The organism is Erwinia sp. CGal63, assembly GCF_037026505.1.
Taxonomy (GTDB): domain Bacteria; phylum Pseudomonadota; class Gammaproteobacteria; order Enterobacterales; family Enterobacteriaceae; genus Erwinia.
The window spans coordinates 421,994-445,658 of the sequence record NZ_JAKUMN010000001.1 but is presented as its reverse complement, the minus strand read 5'-3'; the positions used below and the strand labels follow the sequence as shown (position 1 = coordinate 445,658).

Here is a 23,665-nt window from a genome sequence, read left to right as displayed (position 1 = left end):
GGTCGCTCTCCTGTCGGATAGAACGGATCAGGCCGAAAGCCAGGCAAACTCGTGAAAGCGGTAGCCCATCATCATGCCCGACGGCCAGGCCTCGACGCCCCTGACCTTGTTGCTGTAGCCATCCAGCGAGCTGATAAAAGTGGGGATCAGCGTGCCGCTGTGGTCGTAGATCAGCTGCTGCATATCGCCATACATCTGCTTGCGCTTTGCCTGATCCCGCTCGCCGCGCGCGGCTTCTACCAGCTGGTCGAACTGCGCGTTTTTCCAGCCCGATTCATTGTTGGGCGCGTCCGACAGGTAAAACTGCGACAGCAGCAGATCTACGGTGGCGCGCGGGTTGATCGAGCCGTAACCTAGCGGATCTTTCGTCCAGTGCGTTGACCAGTAGCCGTCATAAGGCACGCGACGCACGTTGAACTTCATGCCCGCCGCGCTGCCAAGCTGCTGGATAAGCTGGCCGCCTTCCACCGATCCTTCAATATTTTGCGTGGTGATGATTTCAACGCTGGCGCCTGCCATGCCGGCTTTTTTAAAGTGAAATCTCGCCTTTTCGATATCCAGCGGACGCTGCGGAATATCCTTGTTGAACAGCGGATGCCACGGCGGCACCGGCGTGTCGTTGGCGACCTGGCCGAAGCCCTGCATCACCGTTTTCACCATCATTTCGCGCGGCTGCAGATATTTCATACCCAGCACGAAATCTTCGTTGCTGCCCGGTTTCATATCGGTGCGCACGATCAAATTGGTGTACATGCCCGATTTGCTCTCCAGCACGCCAAACTGGCCGGACTGGCGCAGGCGTTTGACGTCGTGGGAGGAGAGCGTCGCCACCATGTTTAAGTCGCCGGACATCAGCGCGTTGACGCGCGCCGCCTGATCGGTGACGCCCATCAGCTCCACCTCGTCCAGATGCGGCAGGCCCGGCTTCCAGTAGTGCGGATTTTTGGTGCCGACCGTGCTGACGCCCGGCGTAAAGCTTTTCAGCACGAAGGGGCCGGTGCCGATCGCCTTGCTGAAGTCGGTGGTGTTCTTTGGCAGGATCAGAAACTGGCTGGTGGCCAGCACCGTCGGAATATCAAAGTTCGGCTTCGTCAGCACCAGTTTTACCTCTGTCGGGCTGACGGCGGTAAGGCTGCTGAACTGCTTCGCCTGGGTGATGGCGGTGGAGGCGACGGCGGGATCTTTATGGCGACTCAGCGACCAGATCACATCGTCGGCGGTAAGGCTTTTGCCGTCGTGAAAGGTCACGCCCGGACGCAGTTTGATCTGCCAGGTCAGGCCGTCGCTGCTCTCAATCGACTCTGCCAATGCGGGCTGCGCCTTAAGGTTTTTATCCAGCTCGGTCAGGCCGCTGTAGAACATAAACTGGCGGCAATAGTCGCCGCTGTTGCTGCCTTTGGCCGGATCGAGCGTGTCGGTAGCGGAGGCGTTGGCGACCGCAGCGCGCAGCCTGCCGCCTTTTACCGGCGTTTCCGCCGCAAAACTGACTTCGGGAAAGCCGATCAGGCCGGTGCTCATCACCGCGCCTGCCGATAGCAGCTTCATCATGCCGCGCCGGGAAATCGCCACGTCCGTAATGGCCTGGGTTAAAGATGGGTTTACGCCGGTGAACGCTTTACGAAATTTACTCATCTGCACGCCCTCAGGTCTTGGTTCAGGAGATCCGATCCAGTGTTTTGTAGTAGAGGCCCGCTACCGGCAGGAACCACGGCTTGCCGAAGTAGCCGGGCACCGCAGGCCAGCTTTCACGCCGCCACGGATTCTCCACGCTTTTTTCCGCCAGCAGATCGGCCATCACGCGGCCCATCCATACCGACATCTGGGTGCCGTGGCCGCTGTAGCCCAGCGAGTAGAAAACGCCCTCATGTTCGCCCGCGTGCGGCAGGCGATCGGCGGTCATATCCACCAGGCCGCCCCAGCAGTAGTCGATGCGGGCGTCGGCAAGCGACGGGAAGATTTTGCTCATGCCCGCCTGCAATATTTTGCCGCTGCGCGCGTCAGAGGTTGGGCTGCTCACGGCAAAGCGGGCGCGGCCGCCGAACACCAGCCGGTTGTCCGCTGTGGTGCGAAAGTAGTTGCCGATATTCATCGAGGTGACGCAGGTACGATTGGCGGGCAGCAGCTCGCGCAGGTTCGCCAGCGGCTCGGTTACCACAATAAAACTGCCCACAGGAATAATGCGCCGCTGGAACCACTCAAACGGCCCGACGTTGGAGCAGCCGGTCGCCATCAGCACTTTCTCCGCCAGAATCTCGCCCCGCGCGGTGCCGACGCGATGCTGATAACCCTTCACGCGGGCAAGGCCGGTTACCGGCGTATGCTCGAAGATCGCCGCGCCGCTGCGGGCTGCCGCTTCCGCCAGGCCGATGCCGAACTTGCCCATATGCATCTGGCCGCCGTGCTTCTGGATCAGGCCGCCGTGGAAGGCATCTGAGTTAACCTCGCGCCTGACCTCATCCGCGCCGATCAGATCCACGTCGGGGTCTACGCCGCGCCGCAGCGCTTCATAAGTCGCCTTCAGCCCGGCGAAATGGCCTGGCTTGCTGGCGAGCTTGATCTTGCCGCAGCGCAGAAAATCGCAGTCGATCTGCTCTTGCGTCACCAGGCTTTGCACATAGTCCACCGCGCTGGCGAAGGCGCGATAGTAGCGGTTTGCCTGCTCTTCGCCGAGTCTCTCCACCAGCGAGGCGAAGTTTTGCGCCACGCCGGTGTTGCAGTGGCCGCCGTTGCGCGCCGACGCCTGGCTCATCACGCCCGCCGCTTCCAGCACCACTACCTTCAGCCCGCTGCGCGCGAGGCTGAGCGCTGCCGAAATACCGGTAAAGCCGCCGCCGATTACTACCACGTCCGCCGTGGCGGGCAGATCGCCGGTGGCCGCGCCGGTAAAGGTCGGCGCCGTCGCCTGCCAGAAAGATTCCAGTTTCATCGCGCTGCTCCCGCGTTGGGTTAGAGGCCGACCACAGCAGGAAGCCCGCCGATATCCTGAATTTCGCTGTAGCCGTAGAAAGGATTGCCCGGCCCGTGGCCGCGATTGACGAAGACTTTGTGGGTGATGCCCAGGTCGTGCGCGGTCATCAGGTCGTAGCGCAGACTGCTGGAGACGTGCAGGATCTCTTCCGGGCCGCAGTTGAGCTTGCTGAGCATATACTCGAAGCCTTTCATCTGCGGCTTATAGGCGCCGACCTCTTCCGCCGTAATGGTCATATGGATCGGCGCGCCCAGACGGGGAACGTGGTTTTTGATCAGCTCGTCGGTGGAATTGGTGAGCAGCACCAGCGGAAATTCCTGCGCGACTTTCGCCAGCCCGGCCGGTACGTCGGGATGCGGGCCCCAAGTGGCGCAGGCCGCCATGACCGCCGCGCAATCCTCGTCCGTACACTCCACGCCCCATTTGTTGCAGGTGCGGTAAAGCGCGTTGCCGACCACTTCGGGATAGAGTTTGAACGCGCCCAGCACTTCATCCATGCGATAGCTGGAAAAATCGTCAGTGAAGGCCCGCATTTTTTCCGGGCTGACGCGACCGGCGAAAATCTTCGCCGCCGCGCCGGACATATCAAAGTTGATCAGAGTGCCGTAACAGTCGAAGGTGATAAATTTCGGTTTAAACACGCTCATGCCGCATCCTCTTGATGGAGTAATCAGAAATCGATCAGTACGCTCTTGTAACGCTGGCAGGCTTCGAAAGCCTGACGGCCTAAATCTTTACCGATGCCGGAACCGTGAAAGCCGCCGGTAGGAATAATAAAGTCGCCGGAACGTCCGTAGCGGTTGACCCAGACGGTGCCCGCCGCAATGCCGCGAATGGCGCGCAGAGCCCGGTCGAGGTTTTTGGTATGGACGCCCGCGCAGAGGCCATAGGTTGGGTGCGACGCCAGCGCCAGGCCCTCTTCTTCCGTGTCGAAAACCTGCACGGTCAGCACCGGCCCGAAGATCTCATCCTGTACCGCCGGGCTGTCGGCCGCCACGCTGGCCAGCAGCGTCGGCTGCCAGAAATAGCCTTCGCCCGTGTTCTCAAAGCGTTTGCCGCCGGTCAGGATTTCGCCGCCCTGACGCACGGCGGCCTCGATAACCTGCTGTACTTTCGCGGCCTGGCGACGGTCAATCAGCGGCGCGTAGCGGCTGTTCTCATCCCAGGTGACGCCCGGCTGAAAGCCCTGACAGAGCGCGATCAGGCTGTCGATCAGCGCCTCCGCGATGCCACGCTGCACGATTAATCGCGTGCCCGCCACGCAGGCCTGGCCGCCGTTGGCGGTAAAGCCGCGCAGGATGCGGCCCGCGACTTCCGCGACATCGCCCGCGTCGTCAAATACCAGCTGCGGACTTTTGCCGCCCAGCTCCAGCGTGACCGGCTTCATGCCGTGGTGCGCCGCGTCGCTCATAATGCGCGCGCCGGTCAGCGTCGAGCCGGTAAAAGAGACTTTGCGCACCAGCGGATGCGCCACCAGCGCGCTGCCGGTAACGGCGCCGCTGCCCTGCACGATATTCAGCACGCCCGCGGGCAACCCCGCTTCTGCCGCCAGCTCGGCGAAACGCACGGTAGAATAAGGCGTCAGCTCAGAGGGTTTCAGCACCACGGCGTTGCCCGCCGCCAGCGCCGGGCCGCACTTCCATGAGGCCATCGACAGCGGAAAATTCCACGGCGTGATGGCGCCGATAACGCCGTAGGGTTCCGGGATCAGCATGCCCAGGCTGGCGTCACGCGTCGGTAACAAATCGCCGCTATATTTGTCCGCACACTCCGCGTAAAAGCGGATGGCTTCGGCAGTAAAAGGGATCTCGTGATGGATAACGTCATAAATAGGGCGTGTGGATCCCAAAGCCTCCAGCAACGGAAGCCGGGTGTCGGCCTGGATCAGATCGGCCCAGCGCCGCAAAACCGCGCCGCGCTGGCGAGGCGGACAGCTTGCCCAGCCGCTCTCTTTCACGGCGCGATCCGCCGCTTTTACCGCTTCATCCACCAGCGAAGCGTTGGCTTCCGCCAGCTCGCCGGCCGTGCGGCCATCAGAAGGACGGCGCACCTCAAAACGGCTGCCGCCATCGGTACGCTGCTCGCCGTTAATATAGTGACCTCGCGGTAAAGCAATCTTTTCGGGATCGAAACTCAGCATGGCGCCATCCTTCTTTTATTGCGTGGAGTCGGCATTCGTGCCGTTCTTATTCACTCTATGCAGAAAGTATGCCAGCCAGCGGGAAAATAAAAATGCGTAAAAGCCGCGCGAAAAAAATTTTATGCCGTAATCAGGGGTAAAAATCGCACGCAGTTAACTTATTGATTTAATGAATTTTATCAACGCACCAGCACGGAGCGGCTGCGCTATGAATTGCACCATAACGGCCCTCTTTTTTATTCAGTCGCGCGTTTCTTTCCGTGATTTTCAGCCATAAAAAAACGCCCGCCTTAATAAATAAAGCGGGCGTTTTACCGGCGGGAATTAATTCAGGCTGGCGAAATGAAAAGCTTTTATTTCAAGATATTCGTCGATACCGTGACGGGAGCCTTCCCGACCGATGCCGGACATTTTTATACCGCCGAACGGCGCGACCTCAAGCGAGATGGCACCGGTGTTGTGGCCGACCATGCCGAACTCCAGCGCTTCGCCCACTCGCCAGGCGCGCCGCAAATCCTCGGTAAAGAAGTAGGCGCCCAGGCCAAAAGGCGTCTCGTTGGCCATTGACAGCGCCTCCTCTTCCGTATCGAAAACAAACAGCGGCGCGACCGGCCCGAAGGTTTCTTCATGGGCGATACGCATTGCGGTGGTAACGCCGGAGAGCACCGTCGGCGCCACAAAGGTGCCGTCGTTTTGCGCGATGCCGCCAGTCAGCACGGTCGCGCCGTGCGTCACCGCATCGTCTATATGCGCATTGACCTTGTTGACCGCCGCCTGGTTGATCAGCGGCCCCAGCGTGCTGCCCTCGGCAAAGCCGTCACCGACCTGCAGCTTCGCCACCTCTTCCAGCAGACGCTCGCTGAAGCGGGCGCTGATGCCGCGCTGCACCAGAATACGGTTAGCGCAAACGCAGGTTTGTCCGGCGTTGCGGAATTTGCTGACCATCACACCTGCGACGGCGATCTCTAAATCGGCATCATCAAAGACGATCAGCGGCGCGTTGCCGCCCAGCTCCAGGCTTAGCCGCTTGATGCTGTCGGCGCTTTGCTGCATCAGCAGCTGGCCGACACGCGTGGAGCCGGTAAAAGAGATTTTGCGCACGCTGCGGCTGCCGGTCAGCGCCGCGCCAATCGCCTGCGGCAAACCAGTCAGCACCTGAATGACGCCTGGCGGAAAACCGGCGCGCTCTGCCAGCGTCATCAGCGCCAGCGCGGAGAGCGGCGTCAGCTCGGAAGGCTTGACGATAATCGGACAGCCTGCGGCCAGCGCGGGCGCCACTTTGCGGGTGATCATCGCGATGGGGAAATTCCACGGCGTAATTGCCGCCGCGACGCCGACCGGCTGTTTGATCGCCAGAATACGTCGGTCGTCGGACGGCGCGGGAATAGTTTCGCCATAGACGCGCCGCGCCTCTTCCGCGAACCATTTCACAAAGCTGGCGCCGTAGAGCACCTCGCCTTTCGCCTCCGCCAGCGGCTTGCCCTGCTCGGCGGTCATGATAACGGCCAGATCGTCCGCGTTATCCAGGATCAGCTGATGCCACTTTTCCAGCAGCTGCGCGCGCTGCGCGTTGGGCGTTTTTGCCCAGCTCCGCCGCGCCGAATCGGCAAAAGCGATGGCTCGCTGCGTCTCCTGAGCGCCCAGCGCCGGTATGGTCGCCAGCACCTCGCCGGTGGACGGATTGGTTACAGGCAGCGTTTCGCCATTATCGGCCCTCTGCCAGCGCCCGTCGAAACAGGCCTGCTGCTTTAACAACTGCGGATCCTTTAAGCGTTGCGTCAACATATCTTCCCCCTTGTAAGTCTTTTTACTTTAAGGGAAGTGCCGCAGCGGATGCTGCGTTATCGGGTCGTACGAATGCGCGAACGGCAGGTTCTGATTAATGAAACAAAATTTTATGCTGTGGGCTGATATTGTCGAAGCGGACAGGATCGCGGGCTTGCGGCAGGCGCCTGAAGCGTCACAGGTAGAGGCCGCCGCTTGTGCGAGCGGCGACCTGTTGTGGCGCTACTGCGTTGAAAACGCCGCCACGTCTTTGACCATATCATCAATGGCGCTTTGCACATCCGTCGCCGTTATGGGCGCGGTGCCGTTCGCCACGGTTTTACCATAGCCTTTGCGGATAACTTTAATCACCGGTTTTCCGGTCGCCGCATCAATCGCTTCCGCCTCTAAAAACAGCTCGGCGTTCTGGCTGCGGTGGCCGGTAGCGGCCATTGTGCCTGCCACTACCGCCGCGATCGGCACGACTTCATAAAACTGCATATCTTTGTTTTCCGCCGTCACGGCGGTGATGGCCGTTTTCACAATCAGGCTACCGGGCTGCGGTTTGTCGATCAGTTTTTTCCGCGCGGCCAGTGCGCTTTTTAGTCGGGATTCGGTATAGCTGCGGATCTGCTCCAGCGTGGCCGCGCTCACGCGTTCGCTGGGCTGCGCGCGAGGATAGTAAACCACGGGCGCGAAATAGAGGCTGGTATAGCGGTTCGCCTGATAGTCTGGCGCAATCCAGCGCAGCGTTTCATGTCCGGTTGCCGTGGTAACCGGTTTTATCTCTGAGTAACTCTTTAAAAATCCGGAATATTGCGACTGGTCGGCGGTTTTAGCCGCACAACCGGCCAGTAAAACCGCGAGGAGAGCAAGCGTGCTTTTAGCGAAAACCATACATCCTCCTTAGTGAGTAAGCCTGCTTTACAGCGTAGACCTTTGCCGCTGATTTTCCTGCCCGCTCGCCTGCAACGCCGCAGACATCCTGCTGCTATAGTTGCTGTTTGCCGCCAGAAAAAGTGAGACAACGATGAACGAGCTTCGCTGGAGTAAAGTGGATGAGTTTCTGATTGATACGCTGGTTGAGCAGGATGAGGCTTTGCTGGCGGCGCTGGCCGCCAACAGCGAGGCGAATCTGCCCGCTATCGACGTTTCGCCGAATCAGGGCAAGCTGCTGCATATCTACGCCCGCATGATGGGCGCAAAGCGCGTGCTGGAGATCGGCACGCTCGGCGGCTACAGCACTATCTGGCTGGCCAGGGCGCTGCCGGAAGATGGCAAGGTTATTACGCTGGAGTATGAACCGCGCCATGCTGAAATCGCGGCGAAAAACATTCGCCGCGCCGGTCTGGAGAGCCGCGTGACTATCCTGGTCGGCCCCGCGCTGGAAAGTTTGCCGAAACTCCACTCTTCCGCGCCTTTCGATCTGATCTTTATCGATGCGGACAAGAAGAATAACCCGGCTTATCTGGAGTGGGCGCTGAAATATTCCCGCAAAGGCACGGTGATTGTTGGCGATAACGTGGTGCGCGACGGCCGCATTACCGATGAAGCGGATCGGGACGAGCATATCGCAGGCCTCAGGGAATTTTTGCAGCGTCAGGGCGAGGAACAGAGGCTGACGGCAACGGCCATTCAGACGGTAGGCGCTAAAGGCTGGGACGGTTTTTCCGTTGCGATTGTGGGCTGATTCGGCAGTCAGCTGGGATTCGGCAGTCAGCTGGGATAAAGAAAGGGCCAGATGGCCCTTTGTTCAGCTACGCGTCAGCCTTTCAGGAAGCGGCTCGCTGACCATACCTAAACCGCTTACGCCGCCCGCCTTTCTGACTGCTTCAGAAAGAACTCTGCCGCGTTCCTCTTTACAGGCTCTTGCAATGCGCTGGATATCCTCACGCGTGTAGCCATGCCTGGCTGCTGGTATTCTATCGTTTTTCAATGACATATATTCCATCCTCCTTGTAGTGCGTGATGTAACGGTAGCCTGAGTACATTGCCTGAGCGTTCAGCAATCGGTCATAAATCCTGGCCAAACCGGGACGTGCGGGTAGCGCTATAAGGACGCAAGGTGCATGCTCCTGAATGAAGATGGCGATAGCTTCACCAATGCCTTTCAACAGCATCTCCTGCAGCTCATCTTTGCTATAGCGCATACGCGGCTCAGGCTCGTAAAGGTGCTTACCGCCCAGCAACGCATCCAGTGAATAAAAACTCACCATAAAAAAATTTTGCCGGACAAAACGCAGGTCGTAACGCTCGGTAAATAAACAGTAAAGATGCGGCGACAGAGGAGAGATGTCAACAATATATTCTATCCACCAGCCCTGCGCTTTATCGACCCTGACCAGATAGCAAAAATTTCTCGAGGGGGTAAAAGGTTTGATTGAACTGACCGCTATTTTCATCCGTGGCGCCTCGTCGTTAAACCGTGCATTCCCTGCACGGCGATGGACGCAAACTAGCGAGACAGAGGGCTAAAAACAAGCCGACGGCAGGCTACCGTCGGCTTTTATTGCTGTTCTTCGAGACGCCTCGAATTTAAATCTGAAAATCCAGCACCGGCTCCGCTACCTCGTGGGTGGAGAGCGCCTGGCGTTTAATCTCTTCCAGCGACAGATTGGCGTTGCACAGCTCCAGAAATTGCCAGACATAGTTACGCTGCAGCTGCCCGCGTTTCAGCCCCAGCCAGACGGTGTTGGACTCAAACAGGTGTTTGGCTTCCAGCCGCGTCAGTGCAGAGTGCTGGTCGAGCTGGCAGGCCTGATCCGCCAGCACGCCGACGCCCAGCCCAAGCTCGACATAGGTTTTCACCACGTCGGAATCCTGCGCGCTTAGCACGATATCCGGCTTTAATCCCGCCGCGTAGAACGCGCGGTCGACGCGGGAACGACCGGTAATCCCCTGACGATAGGTGATCAGCGGATAGCGGCTAAGCGCCGCCAGCGATACCGGCTGCTCCTGCTCCAGCTCGTGCCCTTTCGGCACCAGCAGCGCGTGATGCCAGCTGAACCAGGGGAAAGCCGCCAGCGCGGGATTATTGACTACCTGCTCGCTGGCGATGCCGACATCGGCTTCTCCTGCCACCAGCATAGAGACAATCTCCTGCGGCGTGCCCTGGTTTAATTCCAGACGAACATTAGGATAGAGCGCGCGAAAGGCTTTAATTACTTTCGGCAGGCTGTAGCGCGCCTGCGTGTGCGTCGTGGCGATAGTTAGCACGCCGCTGGATTCATTGGTAAAGACATCGGCCAGGCGCCGCACTTTTCCAGCTTCATCCAGGATACGTTCAGCAATAGTCAACAGCGCCTTGCCCGGCTCCGTCATGCCGAGCAGCCGCTTACCGCGACGGATAAAGATCTCCACGCCCAGTTCATCTTCCAGATCGCGTATATGGCGACTGACGCCGGATTGGGAGGTAAACAGCGCGTTAGCGACTTCGGTCAGGTTAAACTCGCAGCGCGACGCTTCCCGGATGATTTTAAGTTGCTGAAAATTCACGTGCGCCTCTCCCTCTGTTATCTGTTGGTTTCAGCCATGTTAATAAGGCAAATTGATAGCAACAAATAATAAAAAGAGGTTTTATATGCTTTTTAGCGATATAGCGGCGAGGCGCGCCTGCACGCGCCCGTGGAAGGAATTAGCTTACTAACATCAGTTCGCGGTCTTCAGAAACCGGTTTATTCAGCAGCGACAGCAGGATGTTTTTCACCGCCTGCGCAGATGGAGAGAGCGGCGTACGCGCCGAGATATTCAGCGACAGCGGCAGGTTCAGCGTTGGGCTGTTGATACGCGCCATCCAGGCGTTGGTGGAGCTGACCAGCGCACGCGCGGCAGACTCCGGCAGCACGGTTACGCCCATCCCGCTGGCGACGGCGGCGGTCAGCGTGGCGATCGATTCGATTTCGCCAATGATGCGGGCGCTCAGGCGGCGCAGCGAGAAGGCTTCATCAACCCGCTTGCGTACGGCGCTGTAATCGCGCGGCAGAAACAGGCTCATACCGGCTACGTCGGCTAAATCGACGTTCTGTCCGGGACAGTCGGTGGCGCCGACCAGATAGAGCTCCTCTTTCATCAGCGGCAGGCTGGTGATACCGGCCGAGGGCGCGCGATCGTAGAGCACCGCCATATCCAGCTGGCCATCCATCACTTTTTCATTTAACGAGGCGCCGCTGTTTTCATGCAGATAAACCAGCACCTCCGGAAACTGTTCGCGCACGGTTTGCAGTAAAGGCATGGTCAGCGAAGAAGCCGCAGTGCCGGGCGCAAGGCCGATTGAAACCTGGCCAGTCAGCGTCTGTCCGGCGTTGATGACCGCCGTCTGCGCCTGTTCGCACTGACGTAAAATGGTACGGGCATGGGCATATAAAATCTTACCGGCTTCCGTAGGCGTCACCCCGCGCTTGGTGCGGATAAGCAGCTGCTGATCCAGCTCGTTCTCAAGCGTAGCTACCTGCTGGCTAAGCGCGGGCTGGGCGATGTGCAGCACTTCTGCGGCCTGGGTCAGACTACCGATATCGACGATTTTCACAAAATATTTCAGTCGTCTTAAGTTCATTTTGCCTCCGTCACGGATCCCAAATGCCATTTTCGCTGGCGGTAATAATTGATTTTCACTCTGGTGCGAAGGAAGAACTGCAAGCGACGTGCCAGAAACTTCCGGCCAGCATTGAGATGAATTTGTTTCAGGCTAAGCGTCGGTAAAATAAGAGAAACTGATTACCCCTTAAGGAGTAGCGCCGTTTATTCATGCTAAAAGAGTTCGACGCGGGTGCACTTCAACGGTGCAAAAGATGCCGTCAGGCTGTGCATGTTAGCGTTTCCACAGCCGGACAAACGGGAAAAAAGAGAAAAGGCCGGCGAACCGGCCTGGCGCTGTTTAGCGCTTTTTGCGGTTGCGATACATATCTACCGATACGGCACTGACGATAATAATGCCCTTAATGATGTCCTGCACGTAGGCATCCACACCGACAAAGGTAAAGCCGCTTTTAATCAGGCCCAGGATAACCGCGCCGATCAGCGTGCCGGTAATGCGTCCGACGCCGCCCATCAGGCTGCTGCCGCCGATAACCGCCGCCGCGATGGCGTCCAGCTCGTAGGACATCCCCATGCTGGATTGCCCGCTGCTGACGCGCGCCGCCAGCACCACGCCCGCCAGACCGGAGAGGCCGCCGGCGATGGTGTAGACGATAACCAGGTATTTATTGACGTTAATACCGGAAACTTTCGCCGAGGTCATATTGCCGCCGATGGCGTAAACGTACTTGCCGTAGCGAGTATGTTTCAGCGCGATATGGAAGATGACCGCCACCACCAGGAAAATAATCACCGGCATCGCGCCCTGACCCACGGCGGTGAAGCTGTCGGAGAGAAAGCTGATCGGATTACCCTGCGTATAGTACTGAGCCAGCCCGCGAGCGGAAACCATCATCCCCAGCGTGGCGATAAAAGGCGGAATGCCGGTTTTGGTGATCAGCACGCCGTTTACCACGCCGCACAGAAAACCGACGCCGACGCCGGCCACGATCGGCACCACGGCAGGCATATTCACCAGCGAAGGAAACATGGGAGAAAGGCTGTCCGACGTTTGCGCCAGGCTGGCCGCCACCACGGCGGTTAAAGCAATCACCGATCCCGAGGAGAGATCGATACCGGTGGTGATAATGACCTGAGTGACGCCGACCGCGATAATGCCGATAATCGCCACTTGCAAAACTATCAGCACCAGCCGGTTAGGATTCAGCAAAAAGGACTGATCGCGCACATACCAGCCCGCTATTTCAAAAATCAGCGCGATGGCGACCATTACGATAAAGATCCCGGTGTCTTTCGGCATTTTCACCTTCAGGCTGGTGAGTAAAGATGGCCGTTGGCTACTTATTTTTACATCGCTCATGGTTTCAGCCCCTATTCCGACGCCAGTGACAAAATGGTTTCCTGATCGGCCTCTTCTTTATTGAGGATGCCGGTGATACGGCCGCCGTGCATTACCATCACGCGGTCGCTCATGCCGAGAATTTCCGGCAGCTCGGAAGAGACCATAATGATGGCGACGCCGCGGTTGGCCAGTTCGCTGATCAGCCGATAAATTTCCGCTTTCGCGCCGACGTCGATACCGCGCGTCGGTTCATCCAGAATCAGGACTTTGGGCTGGGCCAGCAGCCAGCGGGCGATCAGCACCTTCTGCTGGTTGCCGCCGCTGAGGTTATTGATGATTTGATCCATCGTGGGGGTTTTAATATTCAGCCGCCGGATCTGCTCCATGCAGTCCTTCGCCATTTGCATATGGCTGACGAAGCCGCCTTTGCTGCTGTACTCCGGCATATTGACGATGCTCATGTTCTCCATCACCGACAGCACCAGAAACAGCCCGGACTTTTTGCGATCTTCCGTAAGGAACGCCAGCCCTTTTTCAATCGCCGTCGACGGCGAGTCTATCTTTACCGGTACGCCGTCTATCAGGATCTCGCCGCCGTCCAGGCTGGTCATGCCGAACAGGCTTTCCATCACCTCGCTGCGCCCCGCGCCGACCAGTCCCGCTACGCCTAAGATTTCGCCGCGGCGCACGCCGAAATTGATATCGTGGAACACCTCTTTACGATGCAGATTACGCACCGTCAGCACCTCTTCGCCGATATCGTTGTTGAATTTAGGAAAAAGCTGGGTCAGTTCGCGACCTACCATCTGGGTTATCAGCGACTGCCGCGTATAGTCTGACGTCGCGTTGCTGCCGACCCAGCTGCCGTCGCGAAAGACGCTGATCTCATCGGTGATGGCAAAGATTTCATCCATCTTGTGGCTGATGTAGATGATGGCTTTGCCCTGCTCCCGAAGGTCGCGAATAATGGCGAACAGGTGCGAAACTTCGGTTTCGGTCAGCGCCGAAGTTGGCTCGTCCATAATCACCACGTCCGCGTTCCAGGAAACCGCTTTCGCTATCTCCACCATCTGCTGCGAGGCGATGCTCAGCTCGCCTACCAGCTCGTCCGGCTCAAGGCGGATTTTTAATTTTCCCAGCAGCTCGCGAGTCTGGCGGTTAAGCCTGCCGTGATCGACAAAGCCATACTTCATCGGCTCCCGGCCCAGCCAGATATTTTCCGCCACCGTCATATAAGGCACCAGGTTCAGCTCCTGATGAATCATGGAGATACCGGAGTGCAACGCGTCCATGGTGTCCTGAAAGGCCACCGGTTCGCCTTTGACGCGGATTTGCCCCTCGTCCGGACGATAGATGCCTATCAGGCATTTCATCAGCGTGGACTTGCCTGCGCCGTTTTCCCCCATCAGCGCGTGGACGCTGCCTGGCCTGACCCGTAAAGAGACGTTGCTCAGTGCCTTTACGCCCGGAAAAAACTTACTGATGCCTTCAGCCTCAAGCGCATATGCGGTCATGGTGCACCCCGGTCTATTTCTGGTTCAGGCTGGTGAATTTTGCCATGTTCTCTTTGGTGATCAGCTGGAAAGGAATGTCGACGTTTTTCTCCACGCTTTCGCCTTTCGCCAGCTTCACCGCCGCCTGTACCGCGCCTTCACCCTGACCTTTCGCGTCCTGGAAGACCGTGGCGACCATTTTGCCGTTTTTGATCATCTGCAGCGCATCCGGCGTGCCATCGACGCCCGCCACCAGCACGTGATTGTCGTTTTTACCCAGCGCCTGCAGCGCGCCGATAGCCATCTCATCATTGTTGGACGCGATAGCCTGGATATCATCGCCCGCGGTAAGCCAGTTGCTGACTACGTCTACGGCGTCGTTACGCATAAACTTCGCGGTTTGTTCCTGAACGATTTTCAGGCCAGGGTATTTGGCGACGATCTCTTTCACGCCTTTGGTCCGCTCGCGCGTGGATTCGTTAGCGAGATCGCCCAGCAGAATGGCGACGTTACCTTTGTAGTTCATCTGCTTAGCCAGCGCTTCCATCTGTAGACGTCCCGCCAGCTGTGAGTTCGAACCTACGTAGGCCATTTTGCCGGTCAGTTCGGCGGCCGGACGGCGGTTAATAAAGATCAGCGGCACGCCCGCTTTGCTGGCCTGATCCATAATCGGCTTCACCGCGTTGGTATCGACCGGGTTGACGATAATGGCGTCGACGCCCTGCCCGATAAAGTTCTGCACCTGCTGCAACTGCTGAGAGACGTCATTTTTCGCGTCTTCGACCTGGCCATTGACGTTCTCTTTTTTCAGCTCTTTCTGAATGGAGTTACGGACGATAGTGAGAAAGTTGTCATCGAACAGCGCCATAGAAACGCCGATCTGTAAATCTTTCGCCAGCGCGGCGGCAGGCAGTAAAGAAAGCAACAGTAACCCTGCAACAAATTTTTTCATGATAAAGCCCTTGTATGAGTAGCTTGTGCGGCTGGCTGGACCTCGAATGAAAGATATTTTTTACATTCACACAACTTCACCGGCGATCGGAGTTAAATTCGTGAAAGATAAAGCTCTGTTTCAGATACGCTTCGGTCAGTGACTCCTTATTTTTTTATCACTGTTTATCATATCGTTACTTTGCATCCGTTTTACGCCTGTGCCGTGGCGGCGCAGGCCTGCAGCCTGAGTGATGCAATTATTTCATAATTAACATTTTTGAAACTTTTACTATAAAAGCACCGAAATGCGTGTTTTAAAAACGCCAAATAACAGAATTTTGACATACCTCTAACATCAGCGAGCTATTCGCGATAAAGTGGGATCTGGCGCAAGAGATTAGATTTTGCCCGAACGGGCGAGAAACAGAGCGAATTGCTGATTTTGCGGCCGAACGCGCGGAAAAGTTGCATTCCCCCTTTGACACATCCGGGCGACGCCGTTACTATGCGCTCCATCAACCGATTCCTCTGTAGTTCAGTCGGTAGAACGGCGGACTGTTAATCCGTATGTCACTGGTTCGAGTCCAGTCAGAGGAGCCAAATTCAGAGAAGCCTGCTTATATAAGCGGGCTTTTTGCTTTCTTGCGATCGCCATCCTTGCGGTCGGCAGCAAGATTTTGTCTTCCTGATGCTTGTTATCCTCGCGGCTGCATCCGTCGCCTGAAGCAATAAGTTAAAAGTATGTTGTAACTATCGATAAGCCTGCTGTCTTTCGGTTTTCCGCGCTTCGATTGTCCTGCCCTCAAAGGTTGATCCTGCCATTCACTGCTTTTTTTAGCCTTTCCGCTTAACTTTCAGGCACTCGCGCCAAAAATCGTATTACGCCTTTGACAGGCCGCAGCGGCCTCGTTATTATGCGCCCCGTTCAAACGATTCCTCTGTAGTTCAGTCGGTAGAACGGCGGACTGTTAATCCGTATGTCACTGGTTCGAGTCCAGTCAGAGGAGCCAGATTAGAGAAGCCCGCTCGGGAAAACCCGAGCGGGCTTTTTGCTTTTACGCTCGGGGCGCGTACCTGCCTCACTATCCTTCGCCAATTTTCCGGTTACTCCGAGACGTAACAAGCGGCCACGCTGAAACGGCCCTACGCGCTCGTCACACCTTTACGACTGCTGCGATATTTTATCGGCGTCATGGCCAGGTTTTGTCGGGAAACGGTACAAAAATATTGCGGCGTGCTGTAGCCGCAAAGACGACTAATCTCCGCTACCGGCAGCGAAGTGGTTTCCAGCAGCTCTTTCGCTCTGGCAAATTTCTCGTCCTGAATCACCTTGTGGATAGTTGTTCCCAGTTCGCACATAAACTTCTTATCCAGATTGGAGCGAGAAGTGCCAACTGACTCAAGAACCTGCTCAACGGTCGCGCCACGACAGGCATTCTTACGGATAAAGCCCATCGCTTTGACCACCATAGCGTCGATGATCGAGCGGTAATCGGTAGACTGCCGGCCAATCACGCTTTCAGGCGCGACAATCACCGGCTCGGTACGCACACGGCGGCCTGAAAGCATATTATCCAGCAGTCTGGCCGCTTCGAACCCCATTCGGCGCGTGCCCTGCACCACGGAAGAGAGTGAAATCCGCGACAGATAGCGGGTCAGCTCCTCATTATCAATTCCAATAACGCACAGGCTTTCCGGCACCGCAATGCCGATATGTTCACAGGTTTGCAAAATGTGCCTGGCGCGGGCATCGGTGACGGCGACAATGCCGGTATGGGCGGGCAGCGAATGCAGCCATTCGGCCAGCTTTTGCTGGGCCGTTTCCCAGCTGTTGCTGTCTGTGACCATGCCTTCATAAAGCATGGCGGGAAAGGCCATCTCGCTGGTTAGCCTTCGGAACGCCGACGCCCTCTCCTGCGCCCAGCGTTTCCCCGCTTCGGCGGGCAGGCCGAAAAACGCGAAGCGCTCAATCCCTTTCTCTGTAAGATGCTGTAGCGCTGCGGCCACCAGCGCCTCGTTGTCCGTGGCCACATAGCTGACGTTGGGATATTCTTCGCGATTACTGTAGGAGCCGCCAACGCCGACAACCGGTATGGCGATTTGGCTTAGCTGCGCGGCCAGCAGGCTGTCGTCAAAGTCCGCGATGATGCCGCTGCCGGAAAGGATATTCTCGTTCAGATGATGGACGCTGAAATCTTCTTCTATATAGATATCCCAGTCGCACTGCGAGGCGTAAAAATATTCGCCTATTCCTTCAATGATCTGTCGGTCATACGCCTTGTTGGCATTAAACAGCAGCGAGATTCTGGCGTGTCTGGCGGGCGTTTCATTTTTCTTCATATCCTGACCCTGAAACTAAAGCGACCGCTTCAATATGCAGAGTTTTTTTGTAAAGACAAGCGTAGCCGCCAGCCGTGCCGGGTTGATCAAAAAAAAGCGCTGCGGCCTCTTCCCGACGGGCGGAAGAAGCCGCTGAAAACGCCTTACAGCGAGGCTGTCTGGCGATAAAGCGCGCTGAACAGCGCCTGCCGCTGACGATAGAAGTCGTGGCGGTCGGCTCGCGCCGTATAGCGGGACTCCAGCGGCAGCGTAGGCAGCAGCTCCGCCGGTGAAACGCCCGGATAGCAACTCATGCGGGCAAGCCTGGCGGCGCCCAGCGCCGGGCCGACATCGCCGCCGGTACGGTATTCCATGGTTACGCCGGAGATATCCGCCAGCAGCTGCCGCCAGAACGGGCTGCGCGCCCCGCCGCCAATCAGCGTCACCGCAGCAGGCATAACGCCCGTAGCGCGCAACGCGGCCATTCCTTCCGCCAGGCCCAGGCTGACGCCCTCCAGCACCGCCATCGCCAGATCTTCCGGGCCATGCTGATGGGTGAATCCCCAGAACACGCCGGTTGCATCAGGATTATTATGCGGCGTGCGCTCGCCGGAAAGATAGGGCAGAAAACAGGGTGATTTTTCTCCCGGTTTCGCCTGCTCCGCCAGCGCCAGCAACGCCGCCACGGAAGGTTGCCCGGTCAGCCGCGCCGCCCAGTCCAGACAGGAAGCGGCGCTGAGCATCACCGACATCAGGTGCCAGGTGTCGGGCAAAGCGTGGCAGAAGCTGTGTACCGCCTGCTCGGGATTGCTGAGGAAACGCTCGCTGACCGCGAAGCAGACGCCGGACGTGCCCAACGACAGCATCGCCTGGCCCGGCCGCCAGATGCCGGCGCCAATCGCCCCGGCGGCGTTGTCTCCCCCACCCGCGACCACCGGCACCTTCGCGGGCAGCGACCAGCGCTGGCTCAGCTCGGCGGTTATCTCACCCGTTACCTCGTTGCCTTCAAAAAGCGTCGGCATCTGGTCGCGCGTCAGGCCGCAGGCAGCCAGCAGCTTATCGCTCCAGGCGCGCTTGCCGACATCCAGCCACATGGTTCCCGCCGCATCGGACATATCGCTGGCGAAATCGCCGGTCAGCCGCCAGCGCAGATAGTCCTTTGGCAGCAGCACGCGCGCTATCTGCCGCCAGATAGCGGGTTCATGCTCCTGTACCCACAGCAGCTTCGGCGCGGTGAAGCCCGGCATGATCAGATTGCCCGTTATCTTTCTCGCGTCCGGCACGCGGGCTTCCAGCTGCTGACAGGCGTGCGCGCTACGGCCGTCGTTCCATAAAATAGCGGGCCGCAGCACCTCCTGCTGCCGCCCTAACAGCACGGCGCCGTGCATTTGTCCGGTCAGACCGATGGCGCGAACCTCTTTCAGACTATGCTGCGCGCCCAGCGCCAGCATGACCCGATCGGTCGCCTGCCACCACGCCTGCGGATCCTGCTCCGACCACAGAGGATGCGGTCGCGAGACGGTTAGCTTCTCCGTGTGGCTGGCTACTACCCGGTTGTTTTCGTCCAGCAATACGGCTTTCACGCCGGACGTGCCCAGATCGATTCCTATATACATGCGTCGCTTCCTCCGGCGTAAGGCGAAAAACTAGCGATAGAGCGCCTGGTTCACCAGATTTTCCAGCCGCTCCTGATGGCCGCTGCGATGTTCCGGGAAGAGCGCTGATTTTTCCGTATAGCTTGCCAGCTCCTGCAAAGAGAGCTTCCCGGCGAGGATCTCCTGCCCCAGTTTCCCTTTCCAGCCCGCATAGCGCGCTTCCCGGGCCTGCTCAAGCCGTCCTTCTTCCAGCAGGCGAGCGGCGACGCGCAGGCCCTGCGCCATCACATCCATCCCGCCGATGTGGCCGTAAAAGAGGTCGTAAGGATCGCTGCTCTGACGGCGAACTTTCGCATCAAAGTTCAGCCCGCCCGTGGTAAAGCCGCCCGCTTTAAGGATTTCATACATAATCAGGGCATTTTCCTCCACGCTGTTCGGGAACTGATCGGTATCCCAGCCCAACTGCAAATCCCCGCGATTGGCATCTACGGAGCCAAAAATGTTCAGCGCGGCCGCCGTGGCGATTTCATGCTGGAACGAATGGCCCGCCAGCGTCGCATGGTTAGCTTCCACGTTGACTTTGATCTCGTTTTCCAGCCCGAACTCCTTCAGGAAGCCATACACGGTCGCCACATCGTAGTCATACTGGTGCTTGGTCGGCTCCTGCGGCTTGGGCTCAATCAGCAGCGTACCGGTAAACCCGATGCGGTGCTTGTGCTCCACCACCATCTGCATAAAGCGGCCAATCTGCGCCCGCTCCTGTTTGAGATCGGTATTCAGCAGCGTTTCGTAGCCTTCACGCCCGCCCCACAGCACATAATTTTCGCCGCCCAACTTTTGCGTGGCGGCCATCGCGGTATTAACCTGCAGCGCGGCCCAGGCAAAGATTTCCGGATCCGGGCTGGTGGCCGCGCCCGCGCCATAGCGTGGATGGGTGAAACAGTTCGCCGTGCCCCACAGCAATTTCACGCCGGTCTGCTGCTGTTTTTCAGCCAGGATATCGGTCATGACCGCAAAGTTATGCAGATACTCTTTGACGGAATTTCCCTGAGGCGCCACGTCCGCATCGTGAAAACAGTAAAAGGGCACGTTCAGCTTGTCGAAAAACTCAAAGGCGATGGCCGCTTTCGCTTTCGCCTGCTCCAGCTCGTCGCCGCCTTTAAACCAGGGACGCTCAAAGGCGCCCGTGCCGAACATATCGGTGCCGGCCCAGCAGAAAGTATGCCAGTAGCAGGCGGCGAATCGCAGGTGATCCTTCATTTTTTTACCAAGAATAATTTCATCGGGATTATAAAAATGAAAGGCCAGATCGTTCTGGCTGTCGCTGCCTTCGTAGGCAATTTTGGTAATGCGATCGAAATAGTCGGCCATGTTCTTTATCCTCGATATTTTCTGTAATTAGCGAAGTCCGCATCACTATGAAAAAAGAAGGCGCGACGCTCAATTATAAAATTTCACAAAGCAGAACCTGAATATCCCAACCATGACTTCAGTCACAAAGTTGCGGCAGCAGAAGCGGCAGATAAAAAAGGGAAGCTGTGATCCCTCTCATAAAAAGCAAAATAGCGCTGTCACTTACAAAAAATTGTAATTTCTTTGGCAAGCCTGAAAGATTATGTTCTTTCTCACTAATGCGCTTCACGAAATAAATAAGCGCAGCATCCTGAACATCATCAGCAGCGTAAATATAAATCACCCTATTTTTCATACCCAAGAGGTTTGTTATGGCAATAGCATCCGAGATGAAAGCCAACAATCGCTATATAATTTCCGTCACGCTGGTGGCGACATTAGGCGGGTTATTATTCGGTTATGATACGGCGGTGATCTCCGGCACCGTTTCCTCCCTGGATCACGTTTTTATTTCCCCCAGAGGATTAAGCGAATCGGCCGCCAATTCCCTGCTGGGCTTTTGCGTCGCCAGCGCGCTGATCGGCTGTATTATCGGCGGCGTGCTGGGCGGCCCGCTAAGCGCCCGCTTCGGCAGGAAGAAAACGCTGCTGGTCGCGGCGGTGCTCTTCTTTTTATCGGCCCTGGGCTCAGCCTTTCCTGAAATGGGCCATCGCGCCATTAGTGAGGATAACGGCGTGCCTTATTATCTTTCGGGCTATCTCAGCGAGTTTGTCCTCTACCGCATCGTCGGCGGCATTGGCGTGGGACTGGCCTCTATGGTTTCCCCTATGTATATCGCTGAAATTACGCCAGCAAAAATTCGTGGCCGCATGGTCGCCTGTAATCAATTCGCCATTATTTTAGGCCAGCTATTAGTTTACTGCGTGAATTACGCTATTGCGCTGTCGGGCAATGCGGCCTGGCTGGATACCCTGGGTTGGCGAATGATGTTCCTTTCCGGCGCTATTCCCTCGTTACTGTTTTTTATTCTGCTTTTTGCCGTGCCGGAAAGTCCACGCTGGCTGGCGGCCAAGGGTATGAATGATAAAGCGGCCGCTATTCTGGAAAAGCTTTTTGGTAAAGTGCAAAGCCAGACGGAGCTACAGAATATTGTTCACTCGGTTAACAGCAGTACCCGCCGCAGCGCTCCGCTCTTTTCTTTTGGCGCCGGCGTTATTGTTATCGGTATTATGCTTTCCGTATTTCAGCAGTTTGTCGGCATTAACGTGGTTTTATATTATGCGCCGGAAGTGTTCCGCTCTGTCGGCTCCAGTACGGATGTCGCACTGCTGCAAACGATTATTGTGGGCGTCATTAATTTGATTTTTACTACCATCGCTATTCTGACCGTGGATAATTTTGGCCGTAAGCCGCTGCAAATTATTGGCGCGCTGGGCATGGCGATTGGCATGTTTACCCTGGGAACCGCTTTCTATAGCAAAATGTCAGGCGTGGTGGCGCTGGGCGCGATGCTGTTTTACGTGGCGTCATTCGCTATCTCCTGGGGGCCGGTATGTTGGGTGCTGCTGGCGGAAATTTTCCCTAACCGCATTCGCAGCAAGGCGATGTCGCTGGCCGTGGCGGCGCAGTGGGTAGCGAACTACCTGGTTTCCTGGACTTTCCCGATGATGGATAAAAACAGTGTGCTCAACGCGCATTTCAATAATGGCTTCGCCTACTGGCTGTATGGCGTGATGGGGCTGCTGGCGGCGGCGTTTATGTGGAAATTTGTGCCGGAAACCAAAGGCAAGTCGCTGGAAGAGCTGGAATCCCAATGGAAAAAACCCGCAGCCGGGGGGCTGAACGAGAAACTGGCTGACTGACGGAAGGTCAGGAACAGGGCAGCGCTTAAGGTTCTGTCGGCGGTTTTTCACCGGCCAGGCGTCGGTGAAAAACCAATTTAGCCAGCCTGCCGGCAGGAGCCGGCCAGGTTCATACGAGGTCGGTAAGCGGCGAGCCGGTCACCGTCACCGCCTCCAGCAGCTTTTGGCACAGCCTGTCACCCTCTGCGCTATCGTTAAAAACAGTCAATGCATAAGCCGCCCGGGCAACGTATCCGGACGGCGGCAGCGCCAGCTTGTCGCCGGGCTGAGCCAGCTGTACGCAATAGGTTTGCGCATCCCGGGTAATGTCCGGCTCTGGCAGCGTGACCCGATCCACCGTCATATCAAATGCAGGATATTTAAAGCTAATCGCCGCATTGAGATTTTTTTTCGGCACGACGACGTCTACGGGATCGCCGCAGGCAATCCTGCCCGCAATCAACCCAGGCGCTATTCCCATCGCCAGTGTGGCAAGCCATGGAATAAGATCGCCGCCCAGACGCCCGTTGATCTCGATAATCAGGAAGCCCTTCGGCGTTATTTTCAACTCGGTATGCGTTACGCCATTTTTAAATTCAATCGCTTTGTGCGCGGCGGCCAGCACGGAAAGTAAATTTTGATCGTTCAGCAGAGGATCGTTATAGCTAAGCGTATGCCCAAGTTCCTCAAAATGCGGTTCAAGACCGATGCGCTTTCTTGCAACAAACATGGGCTGGTAGTCCCCATCGATTATCTTGCCGTCAACGCTAATCTCCGGGCCGTCAATGTACTCTTCAAGCACCGCGCCGTTCTGAAAATCCGCCGCCCCCTGATAACTGATAGCATCAGCCTCATTAAAACGTAAAATTAGCTCCTGCGGATTTTTTACCAGCGCAACGCCGATACTGCCCCCCATGCCGCGTGGTTTTACCACCAGCGGGAAGCGGATAGCGGCGGCAAAAGCCTGTGCTTCTGCCAACGTACGGCATAGCTGGCTTTTTGGCTGTAGCAGGCCCGCTCCGGATAGTCGCTGTCGGGAAAGGGCTTTATCACGGCATCCTCTGATCCCCTCTTTACCTGCAGAAGGCAGGCCGTAATGCCCGGCAACGTCGGCGGTGACCATGATAAACCTTTCGTCCCAGCATATCACGCCGTGAACAGAGAAATCTCTTTTGATATTATCTACCGCTGCCACGATCTCTTCGAAACCGTAATCGCTAATCTTTATCGCTCCCTGAATTAACGGTTTTTGCCAGGTGGTATCCTCCGTGGAAACAAGCCAGACGTGGTATTCAAAAGCTATCTGTTCCAGCAAATACTTCCTGTATAATTCTTTACCACAGGCTACCAGCACTAACGTTTTCCTTTCCATTTTTTCCTCATT

The 23,665-nt window shown here is 57.1% G+C and carries 19 protein-coding genes and 2 tRNA genes; 4 read left to right on the top strand and 17 right to left on the bottom strand.

Annotation, left to right across the window (positions count from 1 at the left end):
• Window positions 1-27: 27 nt before the first annotated feature.
• The 6 genes from MKZ79_RS01815 to MKZ79_RS01790 all read right to left on the bottom strand — a co-directional run bounded on the left by MKZ79_RS01815 (window position 28) and on the right by MKZ79_RS01790 (window position 7,769).
• Window positions 28-1,632 carry an ABC transporter substrate-binding protein gene (locus MKZ79_RS01815; RefSeq protein ID WP_336139664.1) on the bottom strand — a complete coding sequence of 535 codons (1,605 nt, stop codon included), beginning with the start codon at window positions 1,630-1,632 and terminating at the stop codon, window positions 28-30.
• A 22-nt stretch (window positions 1,633-1,654) separates the two neighbouring features.
• Window positions 1,655-2,926 carry an NAD(P)/FAD-dependent oxidoreductase gene (locus tag MKZ79_RS01810; protein WP_336139662.1) on the bottom strand — a complete coding sequence of 424 codons (1,272 nt, stop codon included), beginning with the start codon at window positions 2,924-2,926 and terminating at the stop codon, window positions 1,655-1,657.
• Between the two features lie 20 nt (window positions 2,927-2,946).
• The gene (locus MKZ79_RS01805) at window positions 2,947-3,615 is read right to left on the bottom strand and encodes a haloacid dehalogenase type II (protein WP_336139660.1); all 669 of its coding nucleotides are present in this window, start codon (window positions 3,613-3,615) and stop codon (window positions 2,947-2,949) included.
• A 23-nt stretch (window positions 3,616-3,638) separates the two neighbouring features.
• A complete protein-coding gene (locus MKZ79_RS01800; protein WP_336139658.1) occupies window positions 3,639-5,108 on the bottom strand; it encodes an aldehyde dehydrogenase family protein in 1,470 nt (489 codons plus the stop codon).
• Between the two features lie 324 nt (window positions 5,109-5,432).
• Window positions 5,433-6,893, bottom strand: coding sequence for an NAD-dependent succinate-semialdehyde dehydrogenase (locus MKZ79_RS01795; RefSeq protein ID WP_336139656.1), 1,461 nt, complete (start codon window positions 6,891-6,893; stop codon window positions 5,433-5,435).
• 222 nt (window positions 6,894-7,115) lie between these two features.
• Window positions 7,116-7,769, bottom strand: coding sequence for a DUF3313 domain-containing protein (locus MKZ79_RS01790; RefSeq protein WP_336139654.1), 654 nt, complete (start codon window positions 7,767-7,769; stop codon window positions 7,116-7,118).
• A 133-nt stretch (window positions 7,770-7,902) separates the two neighbouring features.
• Between MKZ79_RS01790 and MKZ79_RS01785 the strand changes: the two genes are divergently transcribed.
• The gene (locus MKZ79_RS01785; protein WP_336139651.1) at window positions 7,903-8,562 is read left to right on the top strand and encodes an O-methyltransferase; all 660 of its coding nucleotides are present in this window, start codon (window positions 7,903-7,905) and stop codon (window positions 8,560-8,562) included.
• Window positions 8,563-8,794: 232 nt separating this feature from the next.
• On the opposite strand, the gene MKZ79_RS01780 is transcribed toward MKZ79_RS01785, so the two are convergent.
• From MKZ79_RS01780 to MKZ79_RS01755, 6 genes are all read right to left on the bottom strand, one after another.
• Entirely contained in the window at window positions 8,795-9,274 is a 480-nt protein-coding gene (locus tag MKZ79_RS01780) for a hypothetical protein (protein ID WP_336139649.1), read from the bottom strand.
• 133 nt (window positions 9,275-9,407) lie between these two features.
• Window positions 9,408-10,367, bottom strand: a complete 960-nt coding sequence (gene cbl / locus MKZ79_RS01775; RefSeq protein WP_336139647.1) for an HTH-type transcriptional regulator Cbl — start codon at window positions 10,365-10,367, stop codon at window positions 9,408-9,410.
• A 139-nt stretch (window positions 10,368-10,506) separates the two neighbouring features.
• The gene (gene nac, locus MKZ79_RS01770; protein WP_336139645.1) at window positions 10,507-11,424 is read right to left on the bottom strand and encodes a nitrogen assimilation transcriptional regulator NAC; all 918 of its coding nucleotides are present in this window, start codon (window positions 11,422-11,424) and stop codon (window positions 10,507-10,509) included.
• A gap of 321 nt (window positions 11,425-11,745) precedes the next feature.
• On the bottom strand, window positions 11,746-12,765 hold the full coding sequence (locus tag MKZ79_RS01765) for an ABC transporter permease (protein ID WP_336139643.1): 1,020 nt from the start codon (window positions 12,763-12,765) through the stop codon (window positions 11,746-11,748).
• A gap of 11 nt (window positions 12,766-12,776) precedes the next feature.
• Complete coding sequence (locus MKZ79_RS01760; protein ID WP_336139640.1) at window positions 12,777-14,261, bottom strand: sugar ABC transporter ATP-binding protein; 1,485 nt, start codon at window positions 14,259-14,261, stop codon at window positions 12,777-12,779.
• 13 nt (window positions 14,262-14,274) lie between these two features.
• Window positions 14,275-15,192 (bottom strand): sugar ABC transporter substrate-binding protein, encoded by a 918-nt coding sequence (locus tag MKZ79_RS01755; protein WP_336139638.1) that lies wholly within the window; start codon window positions 15,190-15,192, stop codon window positions 14,275-14,277.
• A 505-nt stretch (window positions 15,193-15,697) separates the two neighbouring features.
• Here MKZ79_RS01755 and MKZ79_RS01750 point away from each other — a divergent pair.
• A tRNA-Asn gene (locus MKZ79_RS01750) sits at window positions 15,698-15,773 on the top strand.
• A gap of 334 nt (window positions 15,774-16,107) precedes the next feature.
• Window positions 16,108-16,183, top strand: a tRNA-Asn gene (locus MKZ79_RS01745).
• A 133-nt stretch (window positions 16,184-16,316) separates the two neighbouring features.
• On the opposite strand, the gene MKZ79_RS01740 is transcribed toward MKZ79_RS01745, so the two are convergent.
• From MKZ79_RS01740 to MKZ79_RS01725, 4 genes are all read right to left on the bottom strand, one after another.
• Complete coding sequence (locus MKZ79_RS01740; RefSeq protein ID WP_336139636.1) at window positions 16,317-17,513, bottom strand: XylR family transcriptional regulator; 1,197 nt, start codon at window positions 17,511-17,513, stop codon at window positions 16,317-16,319.
• A gap of 143 nt (window positions 17,514-17,656) precedes the next feature.
• Complete coding sequence (xylB, locus tag MKZ79_RS01735) at window positions 17,657-19,108, bottom strand: xylulokinase (protein WP_336139633.1); 1,452 nt, start codon at window positions 19,106-19,108, stop codon at window positions 17,657-17,659.
• A gap of 30 nt (window positions 19,109-19,138) precedes the next feature.
• Window positions 19,139-20,458: a xylose isomerase gene (xylA, locus tag MKZ79_RS01730; RefSeq protein ID WP_336139631.1), complete on the bottom strand. Its 1,320-nt coding sequence runs from the start codon at window positions 20,456-20,458 to the stop codon at window positions 19,139-19,141.
• A gap of 118 nt (window positions 20,459-20,576) precedes the next feature.
• Window positions 20,577-20,783 (bottom strand): hypothetical protein, encoded by a 207-nt coding sequence (locus MKZ79_RS01725; protein WP_336139629.1) that lies wholly within the window; start codon window positions 20,781-20,783, stop codon window positions 20,577-20,579.
• A gap of 28 nt (window positions 20,784-20,811) precedes the next feature.
• Here MKZ79_RS01725 and xylE point away from each other — a divergent pair, with 28 nt between their 5' ends.
• Window positions 20,812-22,302 (top strand): D-xylose transporter XylE, encoded by a 1,491-nt coding sequence (xylE, locus tag MKZ79_RS01720; RefSeq protein ID WP_336139627.1) that lies wholly within the window; start codon window positions 20,812-20,814, stop codon window positions 22,300-22,302.
• A gap of 109 nt (window positions 22,303-22,411) precedes the next feature.
• Here xylE and MKZ79_RS01715 read toward each other — a convergent pair whose 3' ends face one another.
• Window positions 22,412-23,653, bottom strand: coding sequence for an ATP-grasp domain-containing protein (locus MKZ79_RS01715; protein ID WP_336139625.1), 1,242 nt, complete (start codon window positions 23,651-23,653; stop codon window positions 22,412-22,414).
• Window positions 23,654-23,665: the final 12 nt, after the last annotated feature.